At 60.9% G+C, this 26,680-nt stretch carries 29 protein-coding genes; 19 read left to right on the plus strand and 10 right to left on the minus strand.

From position 1 onward, the window contains the following. The first annotated feature begins 915 nt into the window (after positions 1-915). Positions 916-1,752 carry an AraC family transcriptional regulator gene (locus AB4N47_RS12780; RefSeq protein WP_341637830.1) on the plus strand — a complete coding sequence of 279 codons (837 nt, stop codon included), beginning with the start codon at positions 916-918 and terminating at the stop codon, positions 1,750-1,752. 54 nt (positions 1,753-1,806) lie between these two features. Beyond that, positions 1,807-2,403, plus strand: coding sequence for a LysE family translocator (locus AB4N47_RS12785; RefSeq protein ID WP_341637831.1), 597 nt, complete (start codon positions 1,807-1,809; stop codon positions 2,401-2,403). On the opposite strand, the gene AB4N47_RS12790 is transcribed toward AB4N47_RS12785, so the two are convergent. Beyond that, positions 2,400-3,170, minus strand: coding sequence for an AraC family transcriptional regulator (locus AB4N47_RS12790; RefSeq protein ID WP_341637832.1), 771 nt, complete (start codon positions 3,168-3,170; stop codon positions 2,400-2,402). The genes AB4N47_RS12785 and AB4N47_RS12790 overlap by 4 nt on opposite strands. A 221-nt stretch (positions 3,171-3,391) precedes the next feature. On the opposite strand from AB4N47_RS12790, the gene AB4N47_RS12795 reads away from it, so the two are divergent. From AB4N47_RS12795 to AB4N47_RS12815, 5 genes are all read left to right on the plus strand, one after another. Then, the gene (locus AB4N47_RS12795) at positions 3,392-5,017 is read left to right on the plus strand and encodes an APC family permease (protein WP_217850050.1); all 1,626 of its coding nucleotides are present in this window, start codon (positions 3,392-3,394) and stop codon (positions 5,015-5,017) included. 22 nt (positions 5,018-5,039) lie between these two features. Continuing rightward, positions 5,040-5,966, plus strand: a complete 927-nt coding sequence (locus AB4N47_RS12800; RefSeq protein WP_341637833.1) for a 4-hydroxyproline epimerase — start codon at positions 5,040-5,042, stop codon at positions 5,964-5,966. Between the two features lie 54 nt (positions 5,967-6,020). Next, positions 6,021-6,968 carry a dihydrodipicolinate synthase family protein gene (locus tag AB4N47_RS12805; protein ID WP_110599051.1) on the plus strand — a complete coding sequence of 316 codons (948 nt, stop codon included), beginning with the start codon at positions 6,021-6,023 and terminating at the stop codon, positions 6,966-6,968. 63 nt (positions 6,969-7,031) lie between these two features. Then, positions 7,032-8,624 (plus strand): aldehyde dehydrogenase (NADP(+)), encoded by a 1,593-nt coding sequence (locus AB4N47_RS12810; protein WP_341637834.1) that lies wholly within the window; start codon positions 7,032-7,034, stop codon positions 8,622-8,624. Beyond that, on the plus strand, positions 8,614-9,867 hold the full coding sequence (locus tag AB4N47_RS12815; RefSeq protein WP_460154562.1) for an NAD(P)/FAD-dependent oxidoreductase: 1,254 nt from the start codon (positions 8,614-8,616) through the stop codon (positions 9,865-9,867). The genes AB4N47_RS12810 and AB4N47_RS12815 overlap by 11 nt, the downstream gene beginning before the upstream one ends. On the opposite strand, the gene AB4N47_RS12820 is transcribed toward AB4N47_RS12815, so the two are convergent. Beyond that, positions 9,864-10,073, minus strand: a complete 210-nt coding sequence (locus AB4N47_RS12820; RefSeq protein ID WP_051600414.1) for a hypervirulence associated TUDOR domain-containing protein — start codon at positions 10,071-10,073, stop codon at positions 9,864-9,866. The two genes, AB4N47_RS12815 and AB4N47_RS12820, sit on opposite strands and share 4 nt — an antisense overlap. Positions 10,074-10,236: 163 nt before the next feature. Between AB4N47_RS12820 and AB4N47_RS12825 the strand changes: the two genes are divergently transcribed. From AB4N47_RS12825 to AB4N47_RS12835, 3 genes are all read left to right on the plus strand, one after another. Next, positions 10,237-10,464: a hypothetical protein gene (locus tag AB4N47_RS12825; RefSeq protein ID WP_056784730.1), complete on the plus strand. Its 228-nt coding sequence runs from the start codon at positions 10,237-10,239 to the stop codon at positions 10,462-10,464. Positions 10,465-10,606: 142 nt separating this feature from the next. Next, positions 10,607-11,656, plus strand: coding sequence for an NAD(P)-dependent alcohol dehydrogenase (locus AB4N47_RS12830; RefSeq protein WP_341637836.1), 1,050 nt, complete (start codon positions 10,607-10,609; stop codon positions 11,654-11,656). Positions 11,657-11,783: 127 nt separating this feature from the next. Beyond that, positions 11,784-12,482 (plus strand): tRNA (adenine(22)-N(1))-methyltransferase, encoded by a 699-nt coding sequence (locus AB4N47_RS12835; RefSeq protein WP_341637837.1) that lies wholly within the window; start codon positions 11,784-11,786, stop codon positions 12,480-12,482. 193 nt (positions 12,483-12,675) lie between these two features. On the opposite strand, the gene ycaC (AB4N47_RS12840) is transcribed toward AB4N47_RS12835, so the two are convergent. After that, positions 12,676-13,305, minus strand: a complete 630-nt coding sequence (ycaC, locus tag AB4N47_RS12840) for an isochorismate family cysteine hydrolase YcaC (protein WP_016774235.1) — start codon at positions 13,303-13,305, stop codon at positions 12,676-12,678. Positions 13,306-13,570: 265 nt separating this feature from the next. Between ycaC (AB4N47_RS12840) and AB4N47_RS12845 the strand changes: the two genes are divergently transcribed. Together AB4N47_RS12845 and AB4N47_RS12850 are read left to right on the plus strand one after the other, a co-directional pair. Beyond that, a complete protein-coding gene (locus tag AB4N47_RS12845; RefSeq protein WP_016774234.1) occupies positions 13,571-14,281 on the plus strand; it encodes an SDR family NAD(P)-dependent oxidoreductase in 711 nt (236 codons plus the stop codon). A 94-nt stretch (positions 14,282-14,375) separates the two neighbouring features. Beyond that, positions 14,376-15,305 carry a LysR family transcriptional regulator gene (locus tag AB4N47_RS12850; protein ID WP_071171868.1) on the plus strand — a complete coding sequence of 310 codons (930 nt, stop codon included), beginning with the start codon at positions 14,376-14,378 and terminating at the stop codon, positions 15,303-15,305. On the opposite strand, the gene AB4N47_RS12855 is transcribed toward AB4N47_RS12850, so the two are convergent. Together AB4N47_RS12855 and AB4N47_RS12860 are read right to left on the minus strand one after the other, a co-directional pair. Beyond that, positions 15,306-16,223 carry an AraC family transcriptional regulator gene (locus AB4N47_RS12855; protein WP_016774232.1) on the minus strand — a complete coding sequence of 306 codons (918 nt, stop codon included), beginning with the start codon at positions 16,221-16,223 and terminating at the stop codon, positions 15,306-15,308. 174 nt (positions 16,224-16,397) lie between these two features. Beyond that, positions 16,398-17,162, minus strand: coding sequence for an SDR family NAD(P)-dependent oxidoreductase (locus AB4N47_RS12860; protein WP_341637838.1), 765 nt, complete (start codon positions 17,160-17,162; stop codon positions 16,398-16,400). Positions 17,163-17,420: 258 nt separating this feature from the next. Between AB4N47_RS12860 and AB4N47_RS12865 the strand changes: the two genes are divergently transcribed. Next, positions 17,421-18,302: an AraC family transcriptional regulator gene (locus tag AB4N47_RS12865; RefSeq protein WP_341638021.1), complete on the plus strand. Its 882-nt coding sequence runs from the start codon at positions 17,421-17,423 to the stop codon at positions 18,300-18,302. A gap of 126 nt (positions 18,303-18,428) precedes the next feature. Further along, positions 18,429-19,166, plus strand: a complete 738-nt coding sequence (locus AB4N47_RS12870) for an SDR family oxidoreductase (RefSeq protein ID WP_341637839.1) — start codon at positions 18,429-18,431, stop codon at positions 19,164-19,166. Positions 19,167-19,707: 541 nt separating this feature from the next. Here AB4N47_RS12870 and AB4N47_RS12875 read toward each other — a convergent pair. Next, a complete protein-coding gene (locus AB4N47_RS12875; RefSeq protein WP_110599038.1) occupies positions 19,708-20,403 on the minus strand; it encodes a B3/B4 domain-containing protein in 696 nt (231 codons plus the stop codon). 46 nt (positions 20,404-20,449) lie between these two features. On the opposite strand from AB4N47_RS12875, the gene AB4N47_RS12880 reads away from it, so the two are divergent. Next, positions 20,450-21,076 (plus strand): helix-turn-helix domain-containing protein, encoded by a 627-nt coding sequence (locus tag AB4N47_RS12880; protein WP_460154563.1) that lies wholly within the window; start codon positions 20,450-20,452, stop codon positions 21,074-21,076. Between the two features lie 70 nt (positions 21,077-21,146). Here the strand turns inward: AB4N47_RS12880 and AB4N47_RS12885 are convergent, their stop codons facing one another. The 3 genes from AB4N47_RS12885 to AB4N47_RS12895 all read right to left on the minus strand — a co-directional run bounded on the left by AB4N47_RS12885 (position 21,147) and on the right by AB4N47_RS12895 (position 23,177). After that, entirely contained in the window at positions 21,147-21,347 is a 201-nt protein-coding gene (locus tag AB4N47_RS12885) for a hypothetical protein (RefSeq protein WP_016774226.1), read from the minus strand. A 144-nt stretch (positions 21,348-21,491) separates the two neighbouring features. Continuing rightward, positions 21,492-22,121 carry an isochorismate family cysteine hydrolase YcaC gene (gene ycaC, locus AB4N47_RS12890; RefSeq protein WP_341637842.1) on the minus strand — a complete coding sequence of 210 codons (630 nt, stop codon included), beginning with the start codon at positions 22,119-22,121 and terminating at the stop codon, positions 21,492-21,494. Positions 22,122-22,250: 129 nt separating this feature from the next. After that, positions 22,251-23,177 carry a Gfo/Idh/MocA family protein gene (locus AB4N47_RS12895; RefSeq protein WP_460154564.1) on the minus strand — a complete coding sequence of 309 codons (927 nt, stop codon included), beginning with the start codon at positions 23,175-23,177 and terminating at the stop codon, positions 22,251-22,253. A gap of 274 nt (positions 23,178-23,451) precedes the next feature. Between AB4N47_RS12895 and AB4N47_RS12900 the strand changes: the two genes are divergently transcribed. The 4 genes from AB4N47_RS12900 to AB4N47_RS12915 all read left to right on the plus strand — a co-directional run bounded on the left by AB4N47_RS12900 (position 23,452) and on the right by AB4N47_RS12915 (position 25,288). Continuing rightward, the gene (locus AB4N47_RS12900) at positions 23,452-24,057 is read left to right on the plus strand and encodes an SCO family protein (RefSeq protein WP_016774221.1); all 606 of its coding nucleotides are present in this window, start codon (positions 23,452-23,454) and stop codon (positions 24,055-24,057) included. Continuing rightward, positions 24,057-24,536, plus strand: a complete 480-nt coding sequence (locus tag AB4N47_RS12905; protein ID WP_341637844.1) for a copper chaperone PCu(A)C — start codon at positions 24,057-24,059, stop codon at positions 24,534-24,536. The genes AB4N47_RS12900 and AB4N47_RS12905 overlap by 1 nt, the downstream gene beginning before the upstream one ends. Positions 24,537-24,701: 165 nt before the next feature. Beyond that, positions 24,702-25,076 (plus strand): hypothetical protein, encoded by a 375-nt coding sequence (locus tag AB4N47_RS12910; RefSeq protein ID WP_073475277.1) that lies wholly within the window; start codon positions 24,702-24,704, stop codon positions 25,074-25,076. After that, positions 25,073-25,288, plus strand: a complete 216-nt coding sequence (locus tag AB4N47_RS12915) for a helix-turn-helix transcriptional regulator (RefSeq protein WP_073475280.1) — start codon at positions 25,073-25,075, stop codon at positions 25,286-25,288. The genes AB4N47_RS12910 and AB4N47_RS12915 overlap by 4 nt, the downstream gene beginning before the upstream one ends. A 59-nt stretch (positions 25,289-25,347) precedes the next feature. Here the strand turns inward: AB4N47_RS12915 and AB4N47_RS12920 are convergent, their stop codons facing one another. Then, entirely contained in the window at positions 25,348-26,364 is a 1,017-nt protein-coding gene (locus AB4N47_RS12920) for an ABC transporter substrate-binding protein (protein WP_341637845.1), read from the minus strand. Positions 26,365-26,680 lie beyond the last annotated feature (316 nt).

The following is a 26,680-nucleotide window of genomic DNA, read 5'->3' on the forward strand; positions in this document are numbered from 1 at the left end:
AAACGAAGGCCGCTTTTTATCACACCGTTAAGCTGTTGCTTACACATCCAGGCGAAACGCCCTACAACATGGAAAGCACCAAACTGACAAGTCGTACTTCTGACAGTTTACCCAAATAAAAAAGACCCGAATCGATCGAAACCGAAACGGGTCTTCCCCACTCAGACGAGCCTTATTTCAGGTCGTCAAAGCGGTCTCGCAGGAACTCGTCAAAGCGCAAGGCTTTCAACAATCTCCATACAAGGCTCAGCGTACGCAGCAAAAGCTTCATACGTTTTGGCCTCCAGGGCTGGCGGCCAAACCTCCAGCAAACTTACCGGATCATGCGTGCCTTCAGCCGACTGGTTAGGGTGGCTGGTGAGGCGGCCGGTTGAAATCCCTTCGAGACATCATTCCGGCACGGGTGCGAATCCGCGTCGAAGGGCGTAAAACCTTTTTTGCGCCCCCAGCCAAACCTCTCCGCCGCTCTAACAGTTGAGCGCGGGCATATTAACCTGAAAACTCCAGGACAAAAGCGTCACTCACACCGTTATTCATCAAACACCGACACGCCTTTGTTAAATGTTATTTCTGCCAGACAACTTTCAACAAACATAAACATATAAACTCTTCGCAGGGCCGAAGACGCACTTGTTTCGAACGGCTGTTCAACCGTTGCAAGGAACGGTAAAACTCCATACCATGGCAATCCTGGTTAGGGTGGCTGGTGCAGCACCTGGCTTCGATCGCAAATCGAGGCCTACTAAAAAACCGCCCCGCGAAGGCGGTTTTTTTTCGTCTGCGTTTTCTGGTCCCATCCAAGGCACATTGCCTGACGCGATCCCCCTGCGCACCTGCACAAATCTTCTAAACACTCTCCTCCTCCACGCGGTATTTTAGAAACGCCCCTGCTCAACCGCCCTATGGAGTCCTCCCATGGACAAACGCAACTGGATCTCTCTCTCCCAGGATGTCGATACCGGGATCGAGTCGATTCGTGCACATTTCCGTGGGCATGCCTACGATCCGCACTGGCATGAAAGTTTTCTCGTCGGAGTGACCGAGCAAGGCGTGCAGCAGTTCAATTGTCGCCGGGTGCGTCATCGCAGTACGCCGGGGCATGTGTTTCTGCTTGAGCCGGGTGAAATCCACGATGGCCATGCGCCGACCGAGGATGGCTTCACCTATTCGATGCTGTATCTGGATCCGCACTGGCTGGAGCGCGAACTGCACGCGCTGTTCGAAGAGGCGCCCGCCGACAGTCAGCCAGGCTTTGCCGACACCCTGAGCCACGATCCGCGCCTGTCGACGGCGATCGTGCGAGCCTTCCACGTGTTACATGACGGCGATCTGCGCATCGTCCGGCAGACTGCGCTGGATGGCCTGCTGGCGTCCCTCACCCGCCACCTCGACTGGCGCAAGCGTCAGGACTTCGATCCGCGCCTGCCACTGGTTGCGCAGGTTGCGCGCGACTATCTGCATGCCCACACCTACGAAGACATCGGCCTCGACGACCTAGCGCAAGCCTGTGGTGTCGATCGTTTTCGCCTGACCCGCGCGTTCAAGGCCGCTTTCGGTCTGGCACCCCACGCCTACCTGATCCAACTGCGCCTGGCCAAGGCGCGGCAATTGCTCGCACGCGGCGAGACGCCAGCGCAGGTGGCCAGCGTGCTTGGTTTTGCCGATCAGAGTCATCTGGGGCGCTGGTTCCGCCGCGCCTATCAATTGACCCCGGCGGACTACCGCAGACGCTGCTCAAATCTTCCAGACTGAGGCCCGCCCGCTGACGATCATGGTGTCCTGTTTCGACTTTCAGGAATTTGCACCATGGCTTCTTTACTGCCCTTTCTGCTGTTTGCTTTCGTCGCCTCGATCACGCCGGGGCCGACCAATATTCTGGTGCTGAGCCACAGTTCGCGGCGCGGATTGATTGCCACGTTGCCGATCATTTTCGGCGCCTGTGCGGCGGCGGCGCTGATTGTGCTGGTGGTCGGGCTCGGCGCTGGCGAAACCCTGTTGCGCTTCCCGCGCGTGCAGCAAGCCATGGCTTGGGCTGGCGTGCTCTGGTTGAGCTGGCTGGCGTGGCAGATCTTTCGCAGCCCGCCGCCATCGCTGGACCCAAATGCTGCGCAGGAACAAGGCTTGAGCGTATTCGGCGCGGCGCTGCTGCAACTGGTCAATCCGAAGGTGTGGATGATGGCAGTGGCCGTGGTCAGCGTATTCGTTGGCGGCGGCGACAAGACCCTGCGCCTGCTGGTGTTGTCGCTGGCATTTCTGCTGGTGTCACTGCCGTGCATGACGCTCTGGGCGCTGCTCGGCGTCGGCAGCGCGCGGTTGCTCAGCTCACCGCAAGCGTTCAAGCGCATGAACGCGGCACTGGCCCTTCTTCTGCTGCTCTCGGCCTGGCTGGCCGTGTTGATCTAATGCCCGGTGGCTTGCCGGTATTCGCGTGGTGTAAACCCGGTCGAGGCCTTGAACTGACGGGTGAAAGCGCTGTGATCGGTGTAGCCGCATTGCAGCGCAACCTCGGTAATCGGCAAGTCGCTGTGCAGCAATCGATGCGCGTGTTCCAGGCGGACTTTCTGAATCATCTGCCGTGGTGTCAGGTGGAAAACGCGTTTGCAGTAGCGTTCCAGTTGCGCCACGGAAATCCCGGCGATCCGCGTCAGTTCACCCAGCGTCACCCGCCGGTTGAAGTTGCCGCGGATGTATTCATCGACCGCCGCCAGGCGCTCGAACGCCGGGTGGGTTTCGCTGGCTGACTGCAGATCCACCGAGATCCCCACCAGGCCGATGATCAGCCCTTCACGATCGTAGATGGGTCGTTTGTGGGTCAGGCACCAGCCCGGTTCGCGACTGCCATACAGATGCAGTTCGAGCTGATCCTCCAACACGAAACCTTCCTCCAGCACTTTGCGATCCTGCTCGGTGTAACCCGGGCCCAACTGCGCCGGGAACACTTGCGCGCTGGTCTTGCCCAGCAACGGGCGCAGGTCTTTCAAGCCACAACGCTGCACCAGCGTGCGGTTGGCCAGCACATAGCGCGCGTGCAGATCCTTGATGAAGATCGCCGCATTGGGGATCACATCGAGTATCGGCAACAGCTGCGCGGCACCGGCGACCATCGCTTCGAGGGTCTGCGCACGCAAGCCGTCAGTGCCCTGGCACAGGATCGAAAACGCTGACTGCATCAAACACTTCCCCTCGAATTGAACCACCGCAAATGTCACTCGCCAGCAGATTGCAGCAACGTCGCGGCCCTGTCGAGGCCGCGGATTCATCGGCGCCATTGTGCTGAATTCGTCATCGATCCCGGCATAAAACATCAATCGCCGCCACTGCCGAGCGGTGCAAAGTCTGCTCGTCCCCGTGACACAACTGCCTATCCAATAACTCACAAGAAGGCGATGCCATGTCAGGCCAAGGCAAGTTCAAAAAACAGCTTTCATTGATCGACCTCACCTTTATCGGACTCGGCGCGATCTTCGGCTCCGGCTGGTTGTTCGCCGCCAGCCATGTCTCGGCGATTGCCGGTCCGGCGGGGATTTTTTCCTGGTTGCTGGGCGGTTTCGCCGTGTTGCTGCTGGGCATCGTCTACTGCGAACTGGGCGCGGCATTGCCCCGTGCCGGCGGTGTGGTGCGCTACCCGGTTTATTCCCACGGCCCGCTGCTCGGCTACCTGATGGGCTTCATTACGCTGATTGCGTTTTCCAGTCTGGTGGCGATCGAAGTGGTCGCCTCGCGCCAATACGCGGCGGCGTGGTTTCCCGGCCTGACCAAGGCTGGCAGTGGCGATCCGACGATCCTCGGCTGGCTGGTGCAGTTCGGCCTGCTCTGCGTGTTTTTCCTGCTCAACTACCGCAGCGTGAAGACCTTCGCCAAGGCCAACAATCTGGTCAGCGTGTTCAAATTCATCGTGCCGCTGCTGGTGATCGGCGTGCTGTTCACCTTCTTCAAACCGGAAAACTTTCAGGTTCAGGGATTCGCTCCATTCGGCCTGTCCGGCGTGGAGATGGCGGTCTCTGCCGGGGGGATCATCTTTGCCTACCTGGGCCTGACGCCGATCATTTCCGTGGCCAGCGAAGTGAAAAATCCACAGCGCACCATTCCCATTGCGCTGATTCTTTCGGTGCTGCTGTCGACTCTGATCTACGTGCTGCTGCAAATGGCCTTTCTCGGCAGCATCCCGACTGAGATGCTCGCCAACGGCTGGGCCGGTATCAGCAAGGAATTCGCCCTGCCCTATCGCGACATCGCCCTGGCGCTCGGTGTCGGCTGGCTAGCCTATCTGGTGGTCGCCGATGCGGTGATCTCGCCGAGCGGCTGCGGCAACATTTACATGAACGCAACGCCGCGCGTGATCTACGGCTGGGCGCAGACCGGCACTTTCTTCAAGGTCTTCACCCACATCGATGAAAAGTCCGGCATCCCGCGTCCGGCGCTGTGGCTGACTTTCGCCCTGTCGGTGTTCTGGACCCTGCCATTCCCGTCGTGGGAAGCGCTGATCAACGTGGTCTCCGCCGCGCTGGTGTTGAGCTATGCGGTGGCGCCTGTATCGGTTGCGGCGCTGCGGCGCAATGCGCCGGACATGCCGCGCCCGTTCCGGGTCAAGAGCATGGGCCTGCTCGGGCCGGTGTCGTTCATCATCGCCGCGCTGATCGTTTACTGGTCGGGCTGGAACACCGTGTCGTGGCTGCTCGGCCTGCAAATCCTGATGTTTGTCATCTACCTGTTCTGCGGTCGCTTTGTGCCGACCGCACACCTGAGTCTGGCGCGTCAGGTGCGCTCATCGGCGTGGCTGATCGCGTTCTACGCGGTGACTATCGTGCTGTCGAAACTCGGCACCTTCGGTGGCCTGGGCATCCTCGCTCATCCGTTCGACACTCTTGTCGTCGCCGCTTGCGCCACCGGTATTTACTACTGGGGCGCAGCGACCGGCGTGCCTGCCCATCTGCTGCGCCTGGACGACGAGGACGAAGAAAGCGAAAGCCCTGCGCCCTCGCCCACCGTCAACGCCCGCCCTGCCGGCGCCTACTGAAATCATCCAACGGGATCTCTTCATGAAACGAGTACACGTCATTGATTCCCACACCGGCGGCGAGCCGACACGACTGGTGATGAGCGGCTTCCCCGAGTTGTCCGGCACCAACATGGCCGAGAAACGCGACGCCCTGCGCAGCCAGCACGATCAGTGGCGCCGCGCCTGTCTGCTCGAGCCGCACGGCAACGATGTGCTGGTCGGCGCGCTGTATTGCCCGCCGGTGTCGCCTGATGCCACCTGCGGGGTGATCTTCTTCAACAACACCGGCTACCTGGGCATGTGCGGCCACGGCACCATCGGCCTGATCAATTCGTTGCAGCATCTGGGGAAAATCCAGCCGGGCGTACACAAGATCGACACGCCGGTGGGGCAAGTCAGCGCGACGCTGCACGACGATGGCTCGGTCACCCTGGGCAACGTGCCCGCTTACCGTTATCGCAAACAGGTGCCGGTGGACGTACCCGGTTTCGGCCGCGTGGTCGGCGATATCGCCTATGGCGGCAACTGGTTTTACCTCGTCTCCGAGCATGGCCAGACACTGACCATGGACAACGTCGAACACCTGACCGCGTACACCTGGGCCATGCTCAAGGCGCTGGAAGACCAAGGCATTTGTGGCGAAGACGGCGCGGTCATCGACCACATTGAACTGTTCGCCGATGACGATCAGGCCGACAGCCGCAACTTCGTCATGTGCCCCGGCAAAGCCTACGACCGCTCGCCGTGCGGCACCGGCACCAGCGCCAAACTTGCCTGCCTGGCCGCCGACGACAAGTTGGAAGCGGGCGCGCCATGGATCCAGGCGAGCATTACCGGCAGCCAGTTCGAAGGCCGCTTCGAATGGGAAGGCGAACGCATTCGCCCGTTCATCACCGGCCGCGCCTACATGACCGCTGACAGCACCTTGCTGATCGACGAAACCGACCCGTTCGCGTGGGGCATCTGAGCCGCCACGCCGTTTTTTCACTACGAATCAAACGAAATGCCAAGGAGTTGAATCATGAGCGACAACATCTTCACTGGTTGCATGCCGGCCCTGATGACCCCGTGCACCGCCCAGCGCAAACCTGATTTCGATGCGCTGGTGGCCAAGGGACGCGAGCTGATCGATGTCGGCATGAGCGCCGTGGTCTACTGCGGCTCGATGGGCGACTGGCCGTTGCTCACCGAAGCCGAGCGCCAGGAAGGCGTGGCGCGCCTGGTCGCTGCCGGGGTGCCGACCATCGTCGGCACTGGTGCAGTGAATACCCGGGAAGCGGTTTCCCACGCAGCGCATGCGGCGAAAGTCGGCGCGCAAGGCTTGATGGTCATCCCGCGCGTGCTGTCCCGTGGCGCTTCGGCGACGGCGCAAAAGGCCCACTTCGCCGCCATCCTGCAAGCCGCGCCGAACTTGCCGGCGGTGATCTACAACAGCCCTTACTACGGCTTCGCCACCCGCGCCGATCTGTTTTTCGAACTGCGCCGTGAATACCCGAACCTGATCGGCTTCAAGGAATTCGGCGGCGGCGCGGACCTGCGCTACGCGGCCGAGAACATCACCTCCAAGGATGACGACGTGACGCTGATGGTCGGCGTCGACACGCAAGTGGTGCACGGCTTCGTCAACTGCAACGCCACCGGCGCCATTACCGGCATCGGCAACGCCCTGCCCCGCGAAGTGCTGCAACTGGTGGCGCTGAGCAAGCAGGCCGCGCAAGGCGATGCCAAGGCCCGGCGCCAGGCGCGGGAACTGGAGTCGGCGCTGGCGGTGCTGTCATCGTTCGACGAAGGTTGCGATCTGGTGCTGTATTACAAGCACCTGATGGTGCTCAACGGCGACAAGGAATACACCCTGCACTTCAACGAAAGCGACGTGCTGAGCGACTCGCAACGGCGCTATGCCGAGAAGCAGTATTCGCTGTTCCGTCACTGGTACGAAAACTGGTCCGCCGAGCAGAACTTCGCCTGACCGCCACCTGCCGCGAGTCATCACGATTCGCGGCAGGCCTCGCTCATTTCACAGGAAGACACCATGACTCTGACGGGCAACATGCTGATCGGCCAACAATCCGTGGCGGGCAATCGTCCGGCCTCTCGCGGGATTGATCCGGCGACCAACCAGGCACTTGAACCGCAGTACGCCGGGGCGTCAGCCGAACAGGTGGAACATGCCTGCGCCCTGGCCTGGGCGGCGCAAGACGCGTACCGCGAAACCAGCCTGAGCGCCCGTGCGGCATTTCTCGAAAGCATTGCCGAGCACATCGAAAACCTTGGCGATGAACTGATCGAACGCGCCCACGCCGAAACTGGTCTGCCGCCTGCACGCCTTCAGGGCGAACGTGGCCGCACCTGCTCGCAATTGCGCCTGTTCGCCCGTACCGTGCGCGCCGGTGAATGGCTGGACGTGCGCGTCGACAGTGCGCAACCGCAACGCCAACCACTGCCGCGCTCCGACTTGCGCCAGCGGCAGATTGCCCTGGGGCCGGTCGCGGTGTTCGGCGCTAGCAACTTTCCGCTGGCATTTTCCGTGGCCGGTGGCGACACCGCCGCAGCACTGGCGGCCGGTTGCCCGGTAATCGTCAAGGCGCACAGCGCCCATCCGGGCACCAGCGAACTGGTCGGCCGCGCAGTCGCGCAAGCGGTCAAAGCCTGCGCTCTGCCCGAGGGCGTGTTTTCCTTGTTGTTCGATTCTGGCTACGAAGTCGGCATCGCATTGGTCAGCGACTGGCGCATCAAAGCCGCTGGTTTCACCGGCTCGCGCACTGGCGGTCTGGCCTTGATGAAAGCTGCACAAGCGCGGCCCGAGCCGATCCCGGTGTATGCGGAAATGAGCTCGATCAACCCGGTTTTGCTGTTTCCCGCCGCGCTGGAAAATCGCGCGCAGGCGCTGGCCGAAGGGTTTGTCGCGTCGCTGACATTGGGCGCCGGGCAGTTCTGCACCAACCCGGGATTGCTGATTGCCCGCAAAGGCCCGGCGCTCGACGGGTTCCTCAGCGCGGTGGCTGAACTGATCCCGCGCAGCGCGGCGCAAACCATGCTCACGCCCGGCATCTTCGGTGCCTATCAAGCAGGCGTGACGGCACTGCAAGGCAATCCCCGTGCACGCGCGGTAGCGGTTGGCCAAGTCGGCAGAGGCCCGAATCAGTGCCAGGCGTATCTCTTCAGCACCGACGCGGCGGAGTTTCTCGCCGACCCGCGTTTGCAGGCTGAGGTGTTCGGCGCGACATCGCTTGTCGTGCAATGCAGCAGTGACGAAGAAATCCGTCAGGTCTGCGCCCATCTCGAAGGTCAACTGACCGCGACCCTGCACATGGACGACGCCGACCTTGCACTGGCGCGCGCGTTGCTGCCAACCCTCGAGCGCAAGGCCGGGCGCCTGTTGGTCAATGGCTGGCCGACCGGCGTGGAAGTCTGCGATGCAATGGTCCATGGCGGGCCTTACCCGGCAACCTCGGATGCGCGCAGCACCTCGGTCGGCACTGCGGCGATCCTGCGTTTCCTGCGGCCGGTGTGCTATCAGGATTTCCCCGACAGCTTGCTGCCGACGGCGCTGCAACAGACCAATCCGCTCAACCTTCGGCGCTTGCTTGATGGTCAACGGGAAGCGACACGCCATGGCGAATAACCCTTCGCACGACATCGCCGTGGTCGGCGCCGGAATCATCGGCGTGGCTTGCGCACTACGTCTGGCACGTCAGGGTCTGCGCGTGGTGGTCATCGATCAGCAGGAACCGGGGCACGGCGCTTCGTTCGGCAATGCCGGGCATCTGGCCACCGAGCAGGTGTTTCCGATCGCTGATGTTTCTATCCTCAAGCGCTTGCCAGCCATGCTGATGGACCCGATGGGGCCGCTGCGCCTGGACTGGAAATATCTGCCGCGCGCCCTGCCGTGGTTCACCCGCTTGCTGCTGAATCTGCGGCCCGAGCCTTTTCAGAAAACCGTCGCCGGCTTGCGCGCGCTCAATGAAAGCAGCCTGGATGCGTGGCAGCGCTTGCTCAGCGATATCCAGCGCACGGATCTGCTCAAGGTTGACGGCTCGTTACTGGTCTTCGAAAAACCTGAATCCCGTCAGGCCATCGAAGCTTTGCAGGCACGGCTGCATCAGCAGCAGGTGCCGGTGGATTACTGGCAGGCCGGGGCGATCCGCGAAACGGCGCCGCAACTCAGCGAACAGATTCAGGGCGGACTGTTTTTCCCGCGCACCGGGCATTTCCTTGATCCCTATCGGGTGGTCTGCGCACTGGTCGAAGCGGCTCGCAGCAGCGGTGTGAGTTTTCTCCAGCAGCAGGTTCAGGGCGGCTACGTGCAGGAAAAAGGCGTCTTATTGATAACGGGCAACGGCGGTGTGACGGCCAGCCGCGTGTTACTGGCCTGCGGTGCGCATTCGGCGAAACTGACTGCCGCGCTGACCGGCAAGCAAGTACCGTTGGACACCGAACGTGGCTATCACCTGATGCTGCCGCACGAGCATGATCGCCTGCCCTTCCCGGTCACCTCGCTGGAGCGCAAGTTCATCATGACGCCGATGCGCGAAGGCCTGCGCCTGGCCGGCACGGTCGAATTCGCCGGGCTGGAGCGGCCGGCGAACATGGCGCGCGCCTGGCAGTTGCAGCGCCTGAGCCAAGGCCTGTTTCGCAAAGATCTGAACGCTGATGGCGCGACACCGTGGATGGGCTTTCGTCCGTCGCTGCCGGATTCGCTGCCGGTGATCGACCAAGTTTGCGAGGGCAAGGTGTTGCTTGCCTTCGGTCATCAGCATCTGGGCCTGACTCAAGCGGCGGTCACAGCTGAGATGATCGGGAAAATGGTTTCAGGCGCCACCCTCGCATTGCCCAACGCTGAGCCCTACCGACTGGCACGTTTCTAAGCGTGCTTCAGCGCGTCGCCGTGATGCATGGCCAGGTGGCCGGTCTTGTCGCTCTTGACCTCGTACTGCGGCGCATCTTTCGAGGCCGGGCGGTGGCGGCCCATGAACTCGGTATCGCGAGTGTGCACCTTGACCACTTTGCCGTGGATCTCGCCGGCCTCGGAATTCCAGCGCACCGCGTCGCCGACTTTGAATGAACTGCTCATCATTGCGTCCTCGCCTCTGGCTGTTGGTTTATGGAGCCGCGCGCGTCGGAGAAATTCCGCATTTTGGCGAGGCGACCGAAGGCAGGCAAAAAAATCGAACGGCGAAAATCGCCCGCACCTCCAACCTGCACAAGCCGTAGAAACGGCGATGACGAGGTGTGAGATGAATAACGATCAAGGCAAGCAAGGTGACGATCCGCTCCCAACCACGCCCGACCCGCTGAGTCCGGGGCGTACCGAGGTCGATCCGATGAAGGAACGCGGCATCGACGAGCTACCCGACAACGAAGGCGAAATCCCGCTGGATGATGACAGTACCGGCCTGGATCCGGAGCGCGTACGTCAGGAAACCGATAACGCCGAGATGGACGACCAGCCCAATCCGCGTTGAGCCTGAAACGGCAGCCATACGGCTGCCTTTCGGTTGCGCAATCAACAGCAGAATCAGGCAAGCATTTCACAGAAATGCACTACCTCGCGCTCCGACCCAGGGGCAACAATGGGCGTCCGACAACCCCATGGAGGATGCTCACATGCTCGTACAAGCCTACGGCGCCCACGCTGGCGACAAACCTCTTGAACCGATGCAGATCAACCGCCGTGCCCCGGCGGCGCACGACGTGCAGATCGATATCGCCTTCTGCGGCATCTGCCATTCCGACTTGCATCAGGTGCGCGCGGAATGGGCTGGCACGCAATTCCCTTGCGTCCCCGGCCATGAAATCGTCGGCCGCGTCTCGGCGGTTGGCGATCACGTCAAAAACTACAAGGTCGGCGATCTGGTCGGTGTCGGCTGCATCGTCGACAGCTGCCAGCACTGCGATGACTGCGAATCCGGTCTGGAAAATTACTGCGACGGCATGATCGGCACCTACAATTTCCCGACCCCGGACGCACCGGGCTGGACCCTCGGCGGCTATTCGCAAAACATCGTCGTGCACGAGCGCTATGTGTTGCGCATCCGTCATCCCGAGGCGCAATTGGCCGCCGTCGCGCCGCTGCTCTGCGCCGGCATTACCACCTACTCGCCGCTGCGCCACTGGAACGCTGGCCCCGGCAAGAAAGTCGGCGTGGTCGGCATCGGTGGTTTGGGCCACATGGGCATCAAACTGGCCCACGCCATGGGCGCCCACGTGGTCGCGTTCACTACCTCCGAATCCAAGCGTGAAGCGGCCAAGGCGCTGGGTGCGGATGAGGTGGTGGTGTCGCGCAATGCCGAGGAATTGGCAGCACACACCAAGAGTTTCGACTTCATCCTCAATACCGTCGCAGCGCCGCACGATCTCGACGCGTTCCTCGTGCTGCTCAAGCGCGATGGCGCGTTGACCCTGGTCGGAGCGCCCGCATCGCCGCATCCGTCGCCGAACGTATTCAACCTGATCACCAAGCGCCGCACCATTGCCGGCTCAATGATCGGCGGCATTCTCGAGACTCAGGAAATGCTGGATTTCTGCGCCGAGCACGGCATCGTTTCCGACATCGAGTTGATCCGCGCCGACCAGATCAACGAGTCCTACGAGCGCATGCTCAAGGGCGACGTGAAATACCGCTTCGTCATCGACAACGCAACCCTCGCCGGCTAAGCGCAAGCGCCCATCGGCAGCGCAATGCTGCCGATGGTTCGGGGATTTCACCTGCACAATTGACAGCGTCAGCGTTGCTCGCCAGAGTCGCACCCCTTTTTCCACCGCTGGGTGAACGGGGTCGCCATTGAACCAACAGACATTGTCCATGCGCCTGGAGCGCGTCGCTGCCCACGTACCGGTCGGCGCGCGGCTGGCGGATATCGGTTCGGATCACGCCTATTTGCCGGTTGCCCTGATGCGCCGAGGCCTGATTACAGCGGCGGTGGCTGGCGAGGTCGCGTTGACGCCATTCCACGCGGCGCAACGCACCGTCAATGACAACGATCTGCACGGCCAGATCAGCGTGCGTCTGGCCGATGGCCTGGCGGCGATCAGGCCTGACGACGGCATCAGCGCCATCACCCTGTGCGGCATGGGCGGCGAAACAATTCGCGATATTTTCCAGAACGGCAAAGCTCACCTCAATGGCCACGAACGGCTGATCCTGCAACCCAACGGCGGCGAGCAAGCGCTGCGCCAGTGGTTGATGGATAACGGCTACCGCATCGTCTGTGAAGAGATGCTGCATGAGAACCGCTTCGACTATGAAATCATCGTTGCCGAGCGCGGCTCTGATCCGGTGACTTACGATGCCAGGGAACTGTTTTTCGGACCCCTGCATCTGCAGGCGCGCTGCCCGGCATTTCTGCACAAATGGCAACGCAGGCTGAAGCAGCGGCAGAAGACGTTGGGGCAGTTTACGCGAGCGCAACAGGCGTTGCCGGAGGACAAAATTCTTGCGCTGAAGCAAGAGATGCAGTGGATCAGCGAATTGCTCGGGTGACTGTGCCGCCGTCTTCGCGAGCAGGCTCGCTCCCACAGGAAATTGCATTTCTCCTGAGCAAACACAGTCAACTGTGGGAGCGAGCCTGCTCGCGAAAGCGGTGGGTCAAGCTACAGAGCAACCAAGTTGGCCGCAGCCGTCGGAAAAACAAAAAGCCTGCTGTTAAACGCAGGCTTTTTCGTGGGTCGTGAACTTACTTCTGCTGCGTCAGCGCCGAGTAGCTGTTCATCAGGTTGCGGTAGTTAGGAATGCGCTGCGACAACAGATTGCCCAGGCCTTCAATGTCGTTGCGCCAGTCGCGGTGCAGCTCACAGGCCACCGAGAACCAGTTCATCATCTGCGCGCCGGCCTGAGTCATGCGGCTCCATGCGGCTTGTTGCACGGTGGTGTTGAAGGTGCCGGACGCATCGGTGACCACGAACACATCAAACCCTTCCGCCAGCGCCGACAGGGTCGGGAACGCGACACACACATCCGTGACCACACCGGCAATGATGATCTGCTTGCGCCCGGTGGCCTTGATTGCCTTGACGAAATCTTCGTTGTCCCAAGCGTTGATCTGGCCTGGACGAGCGATGTACGGCGCGTCCGGGAACATTTCTTTCAGCTCCGGCACCAGCGGGCCGTTCGGGCCTTGTTCGAAGCTGGTGGTAAGGATGGTTGGCAGGTCGAAGAACTTGGCCAGATCCGCCAGCGCCAGCACGTTGTTCTTGAACTCGTTCGGCGAGAAGTCCTGCACCAGCGAGATCAGACCGGTCTGGTGATCCACCAGCAGTACGATAGCGTCGTCTTTGTTCAGGCGGTTGTAGGTTGGAGTGGTCATGGTGTGCGTCCCTTTTCAAGTTTTGAAGTTTGTTGTTGCGTTCAAGTTGGGTACAGATTACTGACGCACAGCAAAGGGATAAATCGCTTGAAAAGGGTTTCACCGTCCACTCAAACGGGACAATCATTCGAGGCCCGCTCTGATTAGATACACCACAGTACAAATGATGTACCTCAGCCCCCATTTATCAACTCGGCACAACTTCCTAAAGTCTCTTCCAACAGCCACCCGCCACCCTGACGGGCCAGCGACAGAGGAAATCATCATGAGCACATCGAAAAAAGTAGTTGTCATCACCGGCGCCTCGCAAGGCATTGGTGCAGGTCTGGTCGAAGGCTTTCGCGCCCTTGGCCATCAAGTGGTCGCTACCTCGCGCTCGATCAAAGAGTCGAGCGACCCGGATGTCCTGACCGTCGCCGGCGACATTGCCGATCCGCAAACCGCCGAGCGCGTGATTCGCGCCGCTGTTGCCCGCTTCGGTCGCGTCGATACGCTGGTCAACAATGCCGGGATCTTTCTGGCCAAGCCGTTCACCGCTTACAGCCAGGCGGACTACGCCCAGGTCGTGGCGACCAACATGAGCGGCTTCTTCTACATCTCGCAACTGGCCATCGCCGAGATGGAAAAACACGGCAGCGGCCACGTCGTCAGCGTCACCACCAGCCTGGTCGATCATGCAATCGATGGCGTGCCTTCGGTATTGGCGTCGCTGACCAAGGGCGGCATCAACGCCGCGACCAAATCCCTGGCCATCGAGTACGCCAAGCGCGGGATTCGGGTCAACGCCGTGTCGCCGGGCATCATCAAAACGCCGATGCACGCTGAGGAAACCCATCAGGCGCTGGGCAGCCTGCACCCGGTCGGCCACATGGGCGAAATCGACGACATCGTGCAAGCGATCCTCTACCTCGACGGGGCAAATTTCGTCACTGGCGAGATCCTGCATGTCGACGGTGGCCAGAGCGCCGGCCATTGATCGAAACCCTGCAACGCCGCCGGTGGATACCGGCGGCGTCGTTGGTTGTGGTACACAGAGGATGAACGTCCGTCGATCCTCGGTGCGAGCCACAATGAAACGCCATTTTGAAGATTTGCAGTTAGGCAGTATCGAACTGTTCTGCCTGGCCGCCGAAGCCGGCAGCTTCACCGCCGCCGCGCAACTGGCCGGGGTCACGCCGGCCGCAGTGAGCCGGTCGATTCTGCGTCTGGAGCAACGCCTGGGTTCGCGACTGTTCGCGCGCACCACGCGCAGCATTCGCCTCACCGACGCCGGCCGGAGCTTCTTCGAACAATGCAGCCAGGCGCTGACGCAACTGGTTGAAGCGCAGCAGGAAGTCATGGGTGCGCAGACTTCGCCGTCGGGGCGACTGCGCATCAGCCTGCCTACCACCTACGGGCATCACCGCATCCTGCCGCTGCTGCCGAAATTTCGCGCGTTGTACCCCGAGGTCACGGTCGACGTGCACTTGGGCAACCGCAATATCGACTTCGTTGAAGAGGGCTACGACCTGGCGATACGCGTGCGCGCACAACCGGACTCGACCCTGATCGCGCGCCTGCTGGAAGACGCCGCCCTGGTGGTGGTCGCCGCACCTGAATATCTGCATAGAGCCGGCACGCCGCAGACGCTGGACGATCTCATCGCGCATGAGTGCATCCAGTTCGAATTGCCCAGCAGCGGGCGGCGGATTTCCTGGCTGTTTCAGGAAAACGGCCGAGACCTGGAAGTGATCTCCGACGGTGGCTATTCCTGCTCCGATGACGTGCTCGGCGGTGTGACGCTGGCCAAGCACGGCGCCGGGCTGTTTCAGACTTACCGTTTCATCGTCGAGCAGGAACTCGCCGATGGCCGTCTGATGGAAGTGCTGCAACCGTACACCGGACGTTCGCGCCCCTACACCCTGCTCTACCCGCACGGCCGCTATGTGCCGCAACGGGTGCGGGCGTTTGTGGATTTTCTGCTGGGGTTTCGTGAGGAATGGGCAGGACCCGCCCGGTAATCAACCGGTCTGACGCAGGCGGCTAAGTTCCTTGGACGGCGGGCAGCCGAACTGGCGGTTGTATTCGCGGCTGAACTGCGAAGCGCTTTCGTAGCCGACGCGGTAACAGGCGCTGGACACGTCCAGCCCTTCATTGATGATCAGCCGCCGTGCCTCTTGCAGGCGCAGCTGTTTTTGATATTGCAGCGGGCTCATGGCGGTGACGGCTTTGAAGCGGTGATGCAGCGCCGAGTTGCTCAGGTTGGCCACCTGCGCCAGCGCGTCGATACGCAGCGGCTCGGTGAAATTCTTGTTCAGCCAGTCGATAGCGCGCGTGACCCGGTGGGTCTGCGAATCGTTGACGGCGATTTCATACAGCAGATGCCCGTGCTGGCCGCGCAGCAGGCGGTAATACAGCTCGCGCAACGCCATCGGCGCGAGCATGCCGATGTCGCGCGGATTATCCAGCAGGCGCACCAAACGCAGCATGGTGTCGAGCAGGGTCACGTCGATCTTGTCGAGAAACATCCCGCGCCCGGCGTCCTGCGGCATGCCGGTCAGCGGTGATTCGGCAATCAGTTGCGTCAGTTGTGCCGGATCGAAATCCAGCCGTACGCAAAAATACGGCGCCTCGGGCGAGGCTTCGATCACCCGTCCCGACACCGGCAACGTCACTGACACCACCAGATAATTCAGCGGGTCGTAGAGGAAGCGTTCGTCACCCAGCCCGACTTCCTTGCGCCCCTGCACGATCAGGCACAGCGCCGGCCGGTGCACAACGTGAATCAGCTCGGACGGGCCATCGAGACGGATCACGTGCAGCGGCGCAATCGCCGTTTCGTAAGTGCCCGGCGCGTCGAAGCGTTGAGTCAGCAAGCGCACCAGTTCGGCGCGATACACCGCCGTATCGTGGAGGATGGAAGCGTCGTGGTTATCCATGTAAAGGGCCTCGAAAGCAGACGAAGGTGGGTCAACTGCGGAGGAAGATTAGCCAGTTTTATCCAGCGGCGACTAGATCAAAGATGCTGCAGATTTGCCTGATTCTGCGTGCTCATGATCGTGGCAAAGCCATGGGCGCTTTGCCACACGCGCCCGTGGCTTCTCACGCCACTATCAACCCGCCGTTACCGTCATGCCGCCATCGGCCATGACCACCGAGCCGACCATGAAACTGGCGCGGTCGGAGGCGAGGAAGCTGACGATTTCGGCAATTTCCTCCGGCTGCGCCGCCCGACCGATTGGCGCCGCTTCGCCGTGCTGCGCGAGGAAGCCCGGGCCGTCCTCGACCACGTCATTGAGGATGTTAGTCACCACATCGCCGACGCCGATGGCATTGACGCGAATGCCGTGCTCGATGACTTCCAAGGCCAGCGTGCGGGTCAATTGTGCCAGCGCACCTTTGGAAGCGGTGTAGGCGGCAATGGTCGGAAAGGCAAAGTACGACGCATAGGAAGCGATATTGACGATCGCACCGGACTTGTTCGGGATCATCGCCTTGACCGCTTCGCGGCAGTGCAGGAAGGCGGCCGTGGCATTCACTGCCTGGATCTTTTCCCAGTCGTCGCGGCTCATGTCGATCACGGCTTTGTTGATGATGATCCCGGCGTTGTTGACCAGAATATCCAGGCGCCCGAACTGCTCGACGGCAAGGCCGACTGCGCGTTCGGCGGCGCCGTCTTCGGTGATGTCCGCCACCAGCGGCACCAGATCGGGACGAGCCAGTGCTTCGACAGCCGGGTTGAGGTCTTCGGCAATCACCTTGGCGCCGCGAGCGTGCAGCATCAGCGCAATCGCCTTGCCGATGCCACTGGCCGCGCCAGTGACCAGTGCAACTTTACCGGCGACTTCTTGTGGCAGGGTGTGGTTGAAATCAGTCATGGTTTTAACTCCTCGATAGCGAATCGGTGTTGCGCCTGATGGCGCGGTCGTAAACACGGCTTCACTGTCGCGCACTCTCCGCCGCCGGGCTTTCGGGCGATTGCCGGGACTGTCGGAGTTTTGCGCTGGAATTTCCTGCCCGCCCGCCCTAACCTGCAAAATCATTCACAGCCGAAGCTTTTGATGGAGCGTCCTGTGCCCCCTGCCAGCCCCGCTACACCGACAATCAGCCAGCCAGCGCGCATCGCCGCCGAAGCCATGCCGGAGCATCTGCCCGGTATTGCGGAAACGACCAAGCCGCGGCCGCAGATCAAGGATGCAGTGGTGCAACTGTTCCGCCATCAAACCCTGCTTGAGCCGATCCGCGTGCCGTGCGTGGCCGAACCGCTGCTGGTGCTGGTATTGGCCGGCACTGCCCGGGTCGAAGAACGTTCGTTAGGCGGAGAATGGCAGGCGAGCCAGGTCACGGCGGGCGACTTCTTCCTGACCAACACCCGCGAACCCTATGAAATGCGCTGGCAAACCGAAGGCTGTGAGGTCTTCGAAGTCATGCACCTCTACCTCGGTCTGGGCCTGATCGAACAAGCGGCGCGCGAAGCGTTCGGCGAACAGGCCGGTGCAGTGACGTTTGTCGATGTGTCCGGTGCGCGTGACGAGCAGGTCAGCTTCATCCTTGAGCAACTGCGCATCGAACTGACCGAACAGCGCCAACCCAGCGCACTGCTGGTGCACAGCCTGGCTCAGGCGTTGGCGATCCATCTGCTGCGTCATTACCTCGACCCCGGCAGCAACCCGCGCCGCGACAACGCCCTGCCCGCCTATAAACTGCGCCGGGTGCTTGAAGCGATGAATGCGAATCTGGCGGAGGATTTCAGCCTCAGTCATCTGGCCGCCATCGCCGGGCTGAGCGACTACCACTTCAGCCGCACCTTCAAGCGCGCCACCGGTTTATCGCCCTCGCAATACTTCATCCGCCTGCGCATGAGCCGCGCGCGTCATCTGTTGCTGGAGACCGCAGGCAGCGTGATCGACATCGGCCTGGAGGTTGGCTATTCCAGCCCCAGCCATTTTTCCCAGGTGTTCCGCCGTGAAGTCGGCGTCACCCCGAGCGCCTACCGCGATGCGCCACGCGGGGCCTGAAACCTGTCGAAAAGCGACGCAGCAGAATTGGGCAAATCCCGTGGAGGAATCGATTAATAGCCCATGCGCCCCCGCACTTAATCTTCTTCCAAGCCCACTCACGGGCACACAGAAGAGGACGACATCATGCTGAACATTCAAGACAAAGTGATCGTGATTACCGGCGCCAGCAGCGGCATCGGCGAAGCCACCGCACGCCTGCTCGCCGAACGTGGCGCCAAAGTGGTGTTGGGCGCACGGCGCACCGAGCGTCTGGCAGTGATTGCCGAAGAGATCAACGGCGCCGGTGGCCACGCGCAGTTACGCGCACTGGACGTCACCGATCAGCAGGATGTGCAGCGCTTCGTCGATTTTGCCGTGGAGCATTACGGCCGCGTCGATGTGCTGGTCAACAACGCTGGGGTCATGCCGTTGTCCCGACTGGACGCACTGAAGGTCGATGAGTGGAACCGCATGATCGACGTTAACATCCGTGGCGTACTCCACGGCATCGCCGCCAGCCTGCCGTTGATGCAGCGCCAGCGCGCCGGGCAGATCATCAACATCGCCTCGATCGGTGCTTACGCGGTGAGCCCTACTGCGGCGGTGTACTGCGCAACCAAATACGCAGTGCGGGCCATTTCCGAAGGCTTGCGCCAGGAAGTCGGTGGCGATATCCGCGTCACCGTCATCGCACCGGGCGTGACCGAATCGGAACTGGCCGAGAGCATTTCCGATGAAGGCGGCCGTGCCGAGATGAAGTCATTCCGCAAGATCGCCATCCCCGCCGAAGCCATCGCCCGCGCGATTGCGTATGCCGTCGAACAACCGGCGGACGTGGACGTCAGCGAACTAATCGTGCGTCCAACCGCGAGCCCCTACTGAGACCCGGAGTCAATCTGTGGCAGCGAGCCTGCTCGCGAAAGCGGTGGTTCAGCGGGCAAAGAGGTTGAATGTGCCGCCGTCTTCGCGGGCAAGCCCGCTCCCACAGGGTTTTTGTGGCACCACCAAATCATTGGTCAACACGGAATATTGTGGGAGCGAGCCTGCCCGCGAAAGCGCTGGGTCAGCCGGCAAAGATTTTGGATGTACCGCCGTCTTCGCGGGCAAGCCCGCTGCCACAGGGTTTGGTTGCACCACCAAATCAATGGTCAACACGGAACATTGTGGGAGCGAGCCTGCTCGCGAAAGCGCTGGATCAGCCGGCAAAGATGTTGAATGTGCCGCCGTCTTCGCGAGCAGGCCCGCTCCCACAGAGGTTGTAGCACCACCAAATCATTGGTCAACACGGAACACTGTGGGAGCGAGCTTGCTCGCGAAAGCGGTGGAACAGCCGGCAAAGATGTTGAATGTGCCGCCTTCTCGAGCAGGCTCCCACAGGGAATCGCGGTGCCGCTGACGAAACGGGCTGGCACTCATATCTAACCTAACGCGCTCCCGGCCCGATCAACATGCTTTCGATCTCGGCGCCGGGCATCATTTGCTGCAGGCCTTCGATGAGCTTGTCGCCGGCCTCGGTCAGCGCTTCCAGCGGCATCGCCGGCAGGCTTTCGAGGATGAACCACATGTGCTGCGCCTGCGCATCAAGGCGGGTTCGCACGCCTTGGCGCCAGTTCCAGCGCCGGCAGGTCACGCCTTGGTCATCGCGCCAGACCACTTCGCCGGCGTCCGGGAATTCATGCGCGGGCTGGCCTTCTTTCATCGTGTCGAACGGTTCGCTGCCATCGGCGACGACCAGACGCGGTGAGCCTACGTAGGCTTGCGCATTCTCGCCGCCGACCGGAATCGCGTACTCGAGGCTGATGGCGTTGTACAGATCAACCACCGGATCGATGCTCGGCAATTCGCCGTCGCGCAACACCCGTTTGCGCAGAGCCTCGGCCGAGCACGGCGTGCGCTGCGGCTTGGCACCGAACTGGCGAAACACGTCCGCCCAGGCCTGCAAGTGCGCGGGCGCCCATGCCGGGCCACCGTTGGCGACGATCTGACAGGCTTTGGCCAGTGCTTCACCGGCCACGTATGCCTGAGTAATCGGCGCCGCTTGCACGACAATACTCAGCGCTCTGAAGCCCGGCGCGAGTTGCGCAACAGCCGGATCGATTGACGGCACGACAGACAGCATCCCAGAATCCCCCTCATACCCGAATTTCAAACGATGCTAGCGATCAATGACCAAGAAAGTCAATATAACGACCGAGGCCGGCGCCGACGTCGAGACCGTCAGCGCGGCGGTGTCGCGCACGCTCAAACAGGCGCGCAAACAACAGGGCATCACCCTGGATGAACTGTCCAGGCGCTCCGGCGTGAGCAAAGGCATGGTGGTCGAGATCGAGAAGGGCTCGGCCAACCCAAGCATCGCGACATTGTGCAAAATCGCCGCAGCGCTGGGCTTGTCCGTGGCGGACTTCGTCAATGTCGCCGACACTCCGGCGGCGCATTTGATCGACAGTCAGGACATCCCCACGCTGTGGACCGGTGAACTGGGCGGATCGGCGCGCCTGCTGGCCGGCACCGGCGGCCCGAACATGCTCGAGTTGTGGCGCTGGGAATTGTTTCCCGGCGAGTCGTTTTCTTCAGCCGGTCACTCGAATGGCACCACCGAGTTGTTTCATGTCGAAAAAGGCACGTTGCATCTGCAAGTTGGCGATGCCGAGCTGATTGTCGGGCCTGGGTGTTCGGCGGTGGCGAGGACGGATGTGGCGCATGGGTATGCCAACCATGGGCGAGCGAAACTGGTTTTCACGATGTCGGTGACTGAACTGCATCAGGGTGCCAGGGAAAGCCCCTCACCCTAGCCCTCTCCCCGAGGAGAGGGAACTGTCCGGGTTGACCATCACAGCGAGCGTTCCCCTTCAAACTGCACGGTCAGCGTGACGGCGGATGCTCCGTCGAAACCGAATTGGCCGCATCCACATCCGACATGTCTTCTTCTACAGGCGCCTCATCGTCCGGCGGCAAAGGCACCTCGGGGTTCTCGCGCTTGGGATCGTGCCCGGTCTCGTTGTCGGTGGTGCGCGTCACGGCTTGTTGCGACTGGTTGCCCGGTGCGTTTTCATCAATGTCCATGTCGTTCTCCGAGGTGTTCAGCGATAGGTACCTGAACGTGTGAAATGCCCTTGCGTGACAAGTGCCCGGCAATGGACGAACGGCGTTCTGTAGAAAACGCAAAAAGCCTGCTTTCGAGGCAGGCTTTCGCTTTGGATATAACGCTTACTTCTGCTGCGTCAGCGCCGAGTAGCTGTTCATCAGGTTGCGATAGTTTGGGATACGCTGCGACAGCAGGTTACCCAGGCCTTCAATGTCGTTGCGCCAGTCGCGGTGCAGCTCACAGGCCACCGAGAACCAGTTCATCATCTGCGCGCCGGCCTGAGTCATGCGGCTCCATGCGGCTTGTTGCACGGTGGTGTTGAAGGTGCCGGACGCGTCAGTCACCACAAACACATCGAAACCTTCAGCCAATGCTGACAGGGTCGGAAACGCTACGCAGACATCCGTTACAACACCGGCAATGATGATCTGCTTGCGCCCGGTGGCCTTGATCGCCTTGACGAAGTCCTCGTTGTCCCAGGCATTGATCTGGCCTGGACGAGCGATGTATGGCGCGTCCGGGAACATCTCTTTCAGCTCTGGTACCAGCGGGCCGTTCGGGCCTTGTTCGAAGCTGGTGGTGAGGACCGTCGGAAGGTCGAAGAACTTGGCCAGATCCGCCAGCGCCAGCACGTTGTTCTTGAACTCGTTCGGCGAAAAGTCCTGCACCAGCGAGATCAGACCGGTCTGGTGGTCAACCAGCAGCACGATAGCGTCGTCTTTGTTCAGGCGATTGTAGGTTGGAGTGGTCATGGTGTGCGTCCCTTTTCAAGTTTGGAGTTTTGTTGTTGCGTTCAAGTTGGGTACAGATTACTGACGCACAGCAAAGGGATAAATCGCTTGAAAAGGGTTACACCGTCCACTCAAACCGGACAATCCACTTCAATCATAGAACGGCTCAACCAACGCCCGACTACCGACAAAGAAACTGTCCGCCACCAAGCGCAACGGTTGCAGATCCAGGTCGCTGTCCTTGTCGCTGATCAATTGCTGGAAGTGGCGGTAGACCGCTGCGTACTCGCCCTCCTCCGAGACGCTTTGGCGCACGCCGTCGATGCTCAGCACGGCGCCGCCATTGTCCAGGCGCAGGATGCCTTCGACGCAGCGGATTTCGATGCTCCACAGTTCGTCGTGGCCATGGTCGAAGTCGAACTCGGCGCGTACGTCGAGCTGATGTGCATCAGACATTTTGATCGAGGCAGCAATCGGCGACTGGCAGTTGCTCGGCACGCGCAATTCGGCGGCTTCGACAAACAGCGGCAGCGCCAGCAGGTGGGTGACGATCGACAAGGCGTTGATGCCCGGGTCGAACACACCGAGGCCGCCCGGTTGCCAAATCCATGCCTGACCCGGATGCCACTTGCGCACGTCTTCCTTCCAGTCAATCTGTACGCTTTGCAGGGTGCGGCTGGCCAGCCAGTCGCGGGCGGCGGCGATGCCCGGTGCGTAGCGTGAATGCCAGGCGAACAAAGCGCTGACGCCTTGTTCGGCGACTTGATCGACCAGGGCCATGGCCTCGCCCAATGTCGCACAGGGCGGTTTTTCCACGAGCACGTGCTTGCCGGCCGCCAACGCCTGTTGCACCAGCGCGAAGCGCCCTTGTGGCGGCGTGCAGAACGCAATTGCGTCGACAGTCGGGCCGTTTTCGAGCAGTTCGCCCAGCGATTGGAAGTTCTCCACCCCGGCGCAAGGTTTGCCCTGGGTTGCGACCGCCACCAACTGGAACGCCGGGTTGGCGAGGATGGCGGGAACGTGTTGATCCTGGGCGATCTTGCCGTAGCCCACCAGGCCGAGACGAATCGGTTGCATTACAGACTCCTGTTGTTGTTTTGGTCTTTGCAGCGCAGCGGCAAGAGTACGTGTTTCTGCGCTCGTCTCCAATCGTCATACTATTTAAATCAAAGTTTGGTCGCGGCGAACGCATGGCTTATTCGTCATTTCTTCTTACACCTTTTGTCGTCCGATCCCGCACCGCGCGGCGATCGGCAGCCGGCGATCAGCCTCAGTTTGCTATCATGCGGCGCTTTTACGGTTAACCCCTCGCCAGTCCTGCCGACTGGCGGGCTGCAAAAGGCGGTATTAGATGACGGCTTTGTTGACTCGCCGCAAGGTACTTGCGGGAATGGGCGTGCTCGGGCTCGGCCTGCTCGCCGGTTGCGATACCCGTGGCCAACTGTCGTACAAGTACGGCAAGGATCTGAGCGACAAGATCCTCGGACGCACCTTCAAGCTGAAGAATCCCGAAGGCGAAACCATGTCGCTGTCGAGCTTTCGCGGGATGATGCCGATGATCTTCTTCGGCTTCACCCAGTGCCCGGCCGTTTGCCCCACTACCCTGGCCCGCGCCGCACAGATCAAAAAACTGATGGGCCGCGACGGCGACCGTTTGCAAGTGGTGTTCATCACCCTCGACCCTGAGCGCGACACGCCGCAGATCCTCGACGCCTATGTCAAAGCCTTCGACCCGAGCTTCGTCGCGCTGTACGGGACGCTTGAGGAAACCAAGGCCACCGCCAAGGAATTCGACGTGTTCTACGAGAAAGTCCCGGCCGGCGACACCTACACCATCTCCCATACGTCCACCAGCTACGTCTACGACTCGCGTGGTGAGTTGCGCCTGGGCCTGTCCACTTCGCTGACAGCCCAAGAGTGCACGGAAGATTTGCTTACTGTTATGGAGGTCTGCTGATGCATCCCGTTCTGAATCACCTCAAACGCACCGTATGTGCACTGTCCCTGCTCGGCCTGGCCTTTCAGGCGTCGGCGCAGACCAAAGTCGACGACGCCTGGGTCCGTGCAACCGTGCCGACCCAGTCCGCCAGCGGCGCGTTCATGACCGTCACTGCCGACAGCGACAGCAAGCTGCTCAGCGTTGCCTCGCCAGTGGCCAAGGACGTTCAGATTCATGAAATGAGCATGAAGAACGATGTGATGACCATGGGTCCGGTGAAGTCGGTTGAGTTGCCTGCCGGCAAAGCCGTGAGCTTCGACCCGAACGGCTACCACGTCATGCTGATGGGCCTGAGCGGTCAGTTGAAGGAAGGCGACAGCGTGCCGCTGACCCTGACCGTGGAAAACGCCGCGGGCGAGAAAGAAACCATCGAAGTCAAAGCACCGGTTCGCGCGCTGACCAACATGGGCGGCCACGATCACAGCAAGATGCATTGATCGCTGACTGAAAGACTGTTCGCCTGACATAAACCGGGGCGGCCTGATCGATGATCGGGCCGCCCCGTTTTTTATGGAAGCGATGCTCTGACCGAATGGAAAGCTTGCTTTACATAAGCAAAGATTTCGACGAGGATGTAAAGGGTCTTTTACATGGAGTTAAACATGAATCGCTATTACCTCGAAATGGGCGCCGCATTGACGCTGTACACACTCGTGCTGATCGCCTCGGTGGTTGCCAGCCAACATTTGCTGGACGCCCATCTGCTGTTGCGTTCAGCCGTCGCGCTGGCGCCGATGATCCCCGCCGGATTGATGTGCTGGGCTATCGTGCGCAACCTGCGGCGCCTGGATGAGATGCACCTGCGCATCCAGTTTGAAGCGCTGGGCTTTGCGTTCGCCGCTTCCGCGTTGCTGACGTTCAGCTATGGCTTTCTCGAAAATATCGGCGCCCCGCACATCCCGTGGACCTGCGTATGGCCGGTGATGGGCGCAATGTGGATCCTCGGTCTGCAAATCGCCCGACGTCGCTATCAATGAAAAATCACCTCAAGGCGCTGCGCGCCGAGCGCAAGTGGTCACAGGTCGATCTGGCGCAGCGCTTGAAGGTCTCCCGTCAGACCATCAATGCCATCGAAAATGAACGCTATGACCCAAGCCTGCCGCTGGCCTTCCAGATCGCGCGAGCGTTCGGGTTGCCGATTGAAAGCATTTTCGAGGATGGGGAAACGTCCATTTCCGACTCGCTGTGAGCGCTGCCACTGACGAGTATTAGCGGCAGACCACAGGAGCCTGCCGCACTCCCCTCCCCTCAACTCCCCGCACCACCATGCGCTTCTTCAAAGAAGTAATCCTTCCAGCTCCCCGCCTTGTTTTTCAGCACGCCCAATTCCTGCAATTTCTCGGCGTAGATGAACGTGCGTTGCGGTACAACGGTGAAGTCGATTTCCGGGTCTTTGACGATTTGCTCGACCAGGGCCAGCGGCAGTTTCGATTGCTCTACACGAATGTAGGCCTGGGCGGCGGCGGGCTTGTCGGCCTTGATGATCTTCTCGGCTTCGGCCAGTGCGTCGTAGAACGCCTTGTAGGTTTTCGGGTTTTCGTCGTGGAATTTTTCCGTGGTGTAGAGAACGTTGAACGTCGCCGGGCCGCCGAGGATGTCGTAGGAGCTCAGCACTTTATGCACGTTGGGGTTTTGCAGCGCCTGGTACTGGAACGGTGGGCTGGAGAAATGCGAGTTGATTTCCGAGCCGCCAGCGATCAGCGCAGCGGTGGCGTCCGGGTGCGGCAGGCTGACCGAAATGTTGTCAAACTTCTTGAACTGGTCATCACCGAATTCCCTGGCGGTTTCTATCTGCAGGGTACGCGACTGGAAGCCTACGCCTGCGGCCGGCACGGCGATACGGTCCTTGTCGCTGAAGTCCTTGAGGGTTTTGATGTTCGGGTTGTTGGTCAGCAGGTAATTGGGCATCGACCCCAGCGCGGCGATGGCTTTGACGTTCTGCTTGCCCTTGGTGCGATCCCACACGGTGAGCATCGGCGGCACGCCGGCCGAGACGACGTCCAGCGCTCCGGTGAGCAGCGCCTCATTCATGGCCGTGGCGCCGGAAATGCTGTTCCAGTCGACCTTGATCTCCAGGCCCTGGGCTTTGCCGTGTTTCTCGATCAGTTGTTGATCGCGCACGACGTCGAGAATCAGGTAACCAATGCCGAATTGCTGGGCGATGCTGATTTTGCCCTCGGCCCGGGCGCCGCTGCTGAACAGCGCGCCCGCTGCCAGAGTTGCGGCCAACAGAGTCAGCGCAGAACGTTTGAACGGTGTGGCCATGACAACCTCGCAGCATGGGGGTGGGCTGAAAGGCCTGACTTTATAGCTATAAAAAACAGAACTTAAATATCTTTATCGCATATCGATAGCACTCCGCGATTTAGCGTCTGCTGCTGAAATTCAGGAGCAGTGGATGGACCTACAACAGTCTGAAACAAAAAACTGCCCCTCCGAAAAACGGCCATACGTCCCACAACCCACGCCCGCTATGGGCACGCGCCGTTTCAGCGATCGCCAGCCGCAGGTTTTAAAAGCCGATCAGCCTTTCTGCCCTTGGTATCATCACCCACACTTTTTTGACCCTTTGATGACAAGC

The organism is Pseudomonas sp. S3_G06 (assembly GCF_054667565.1).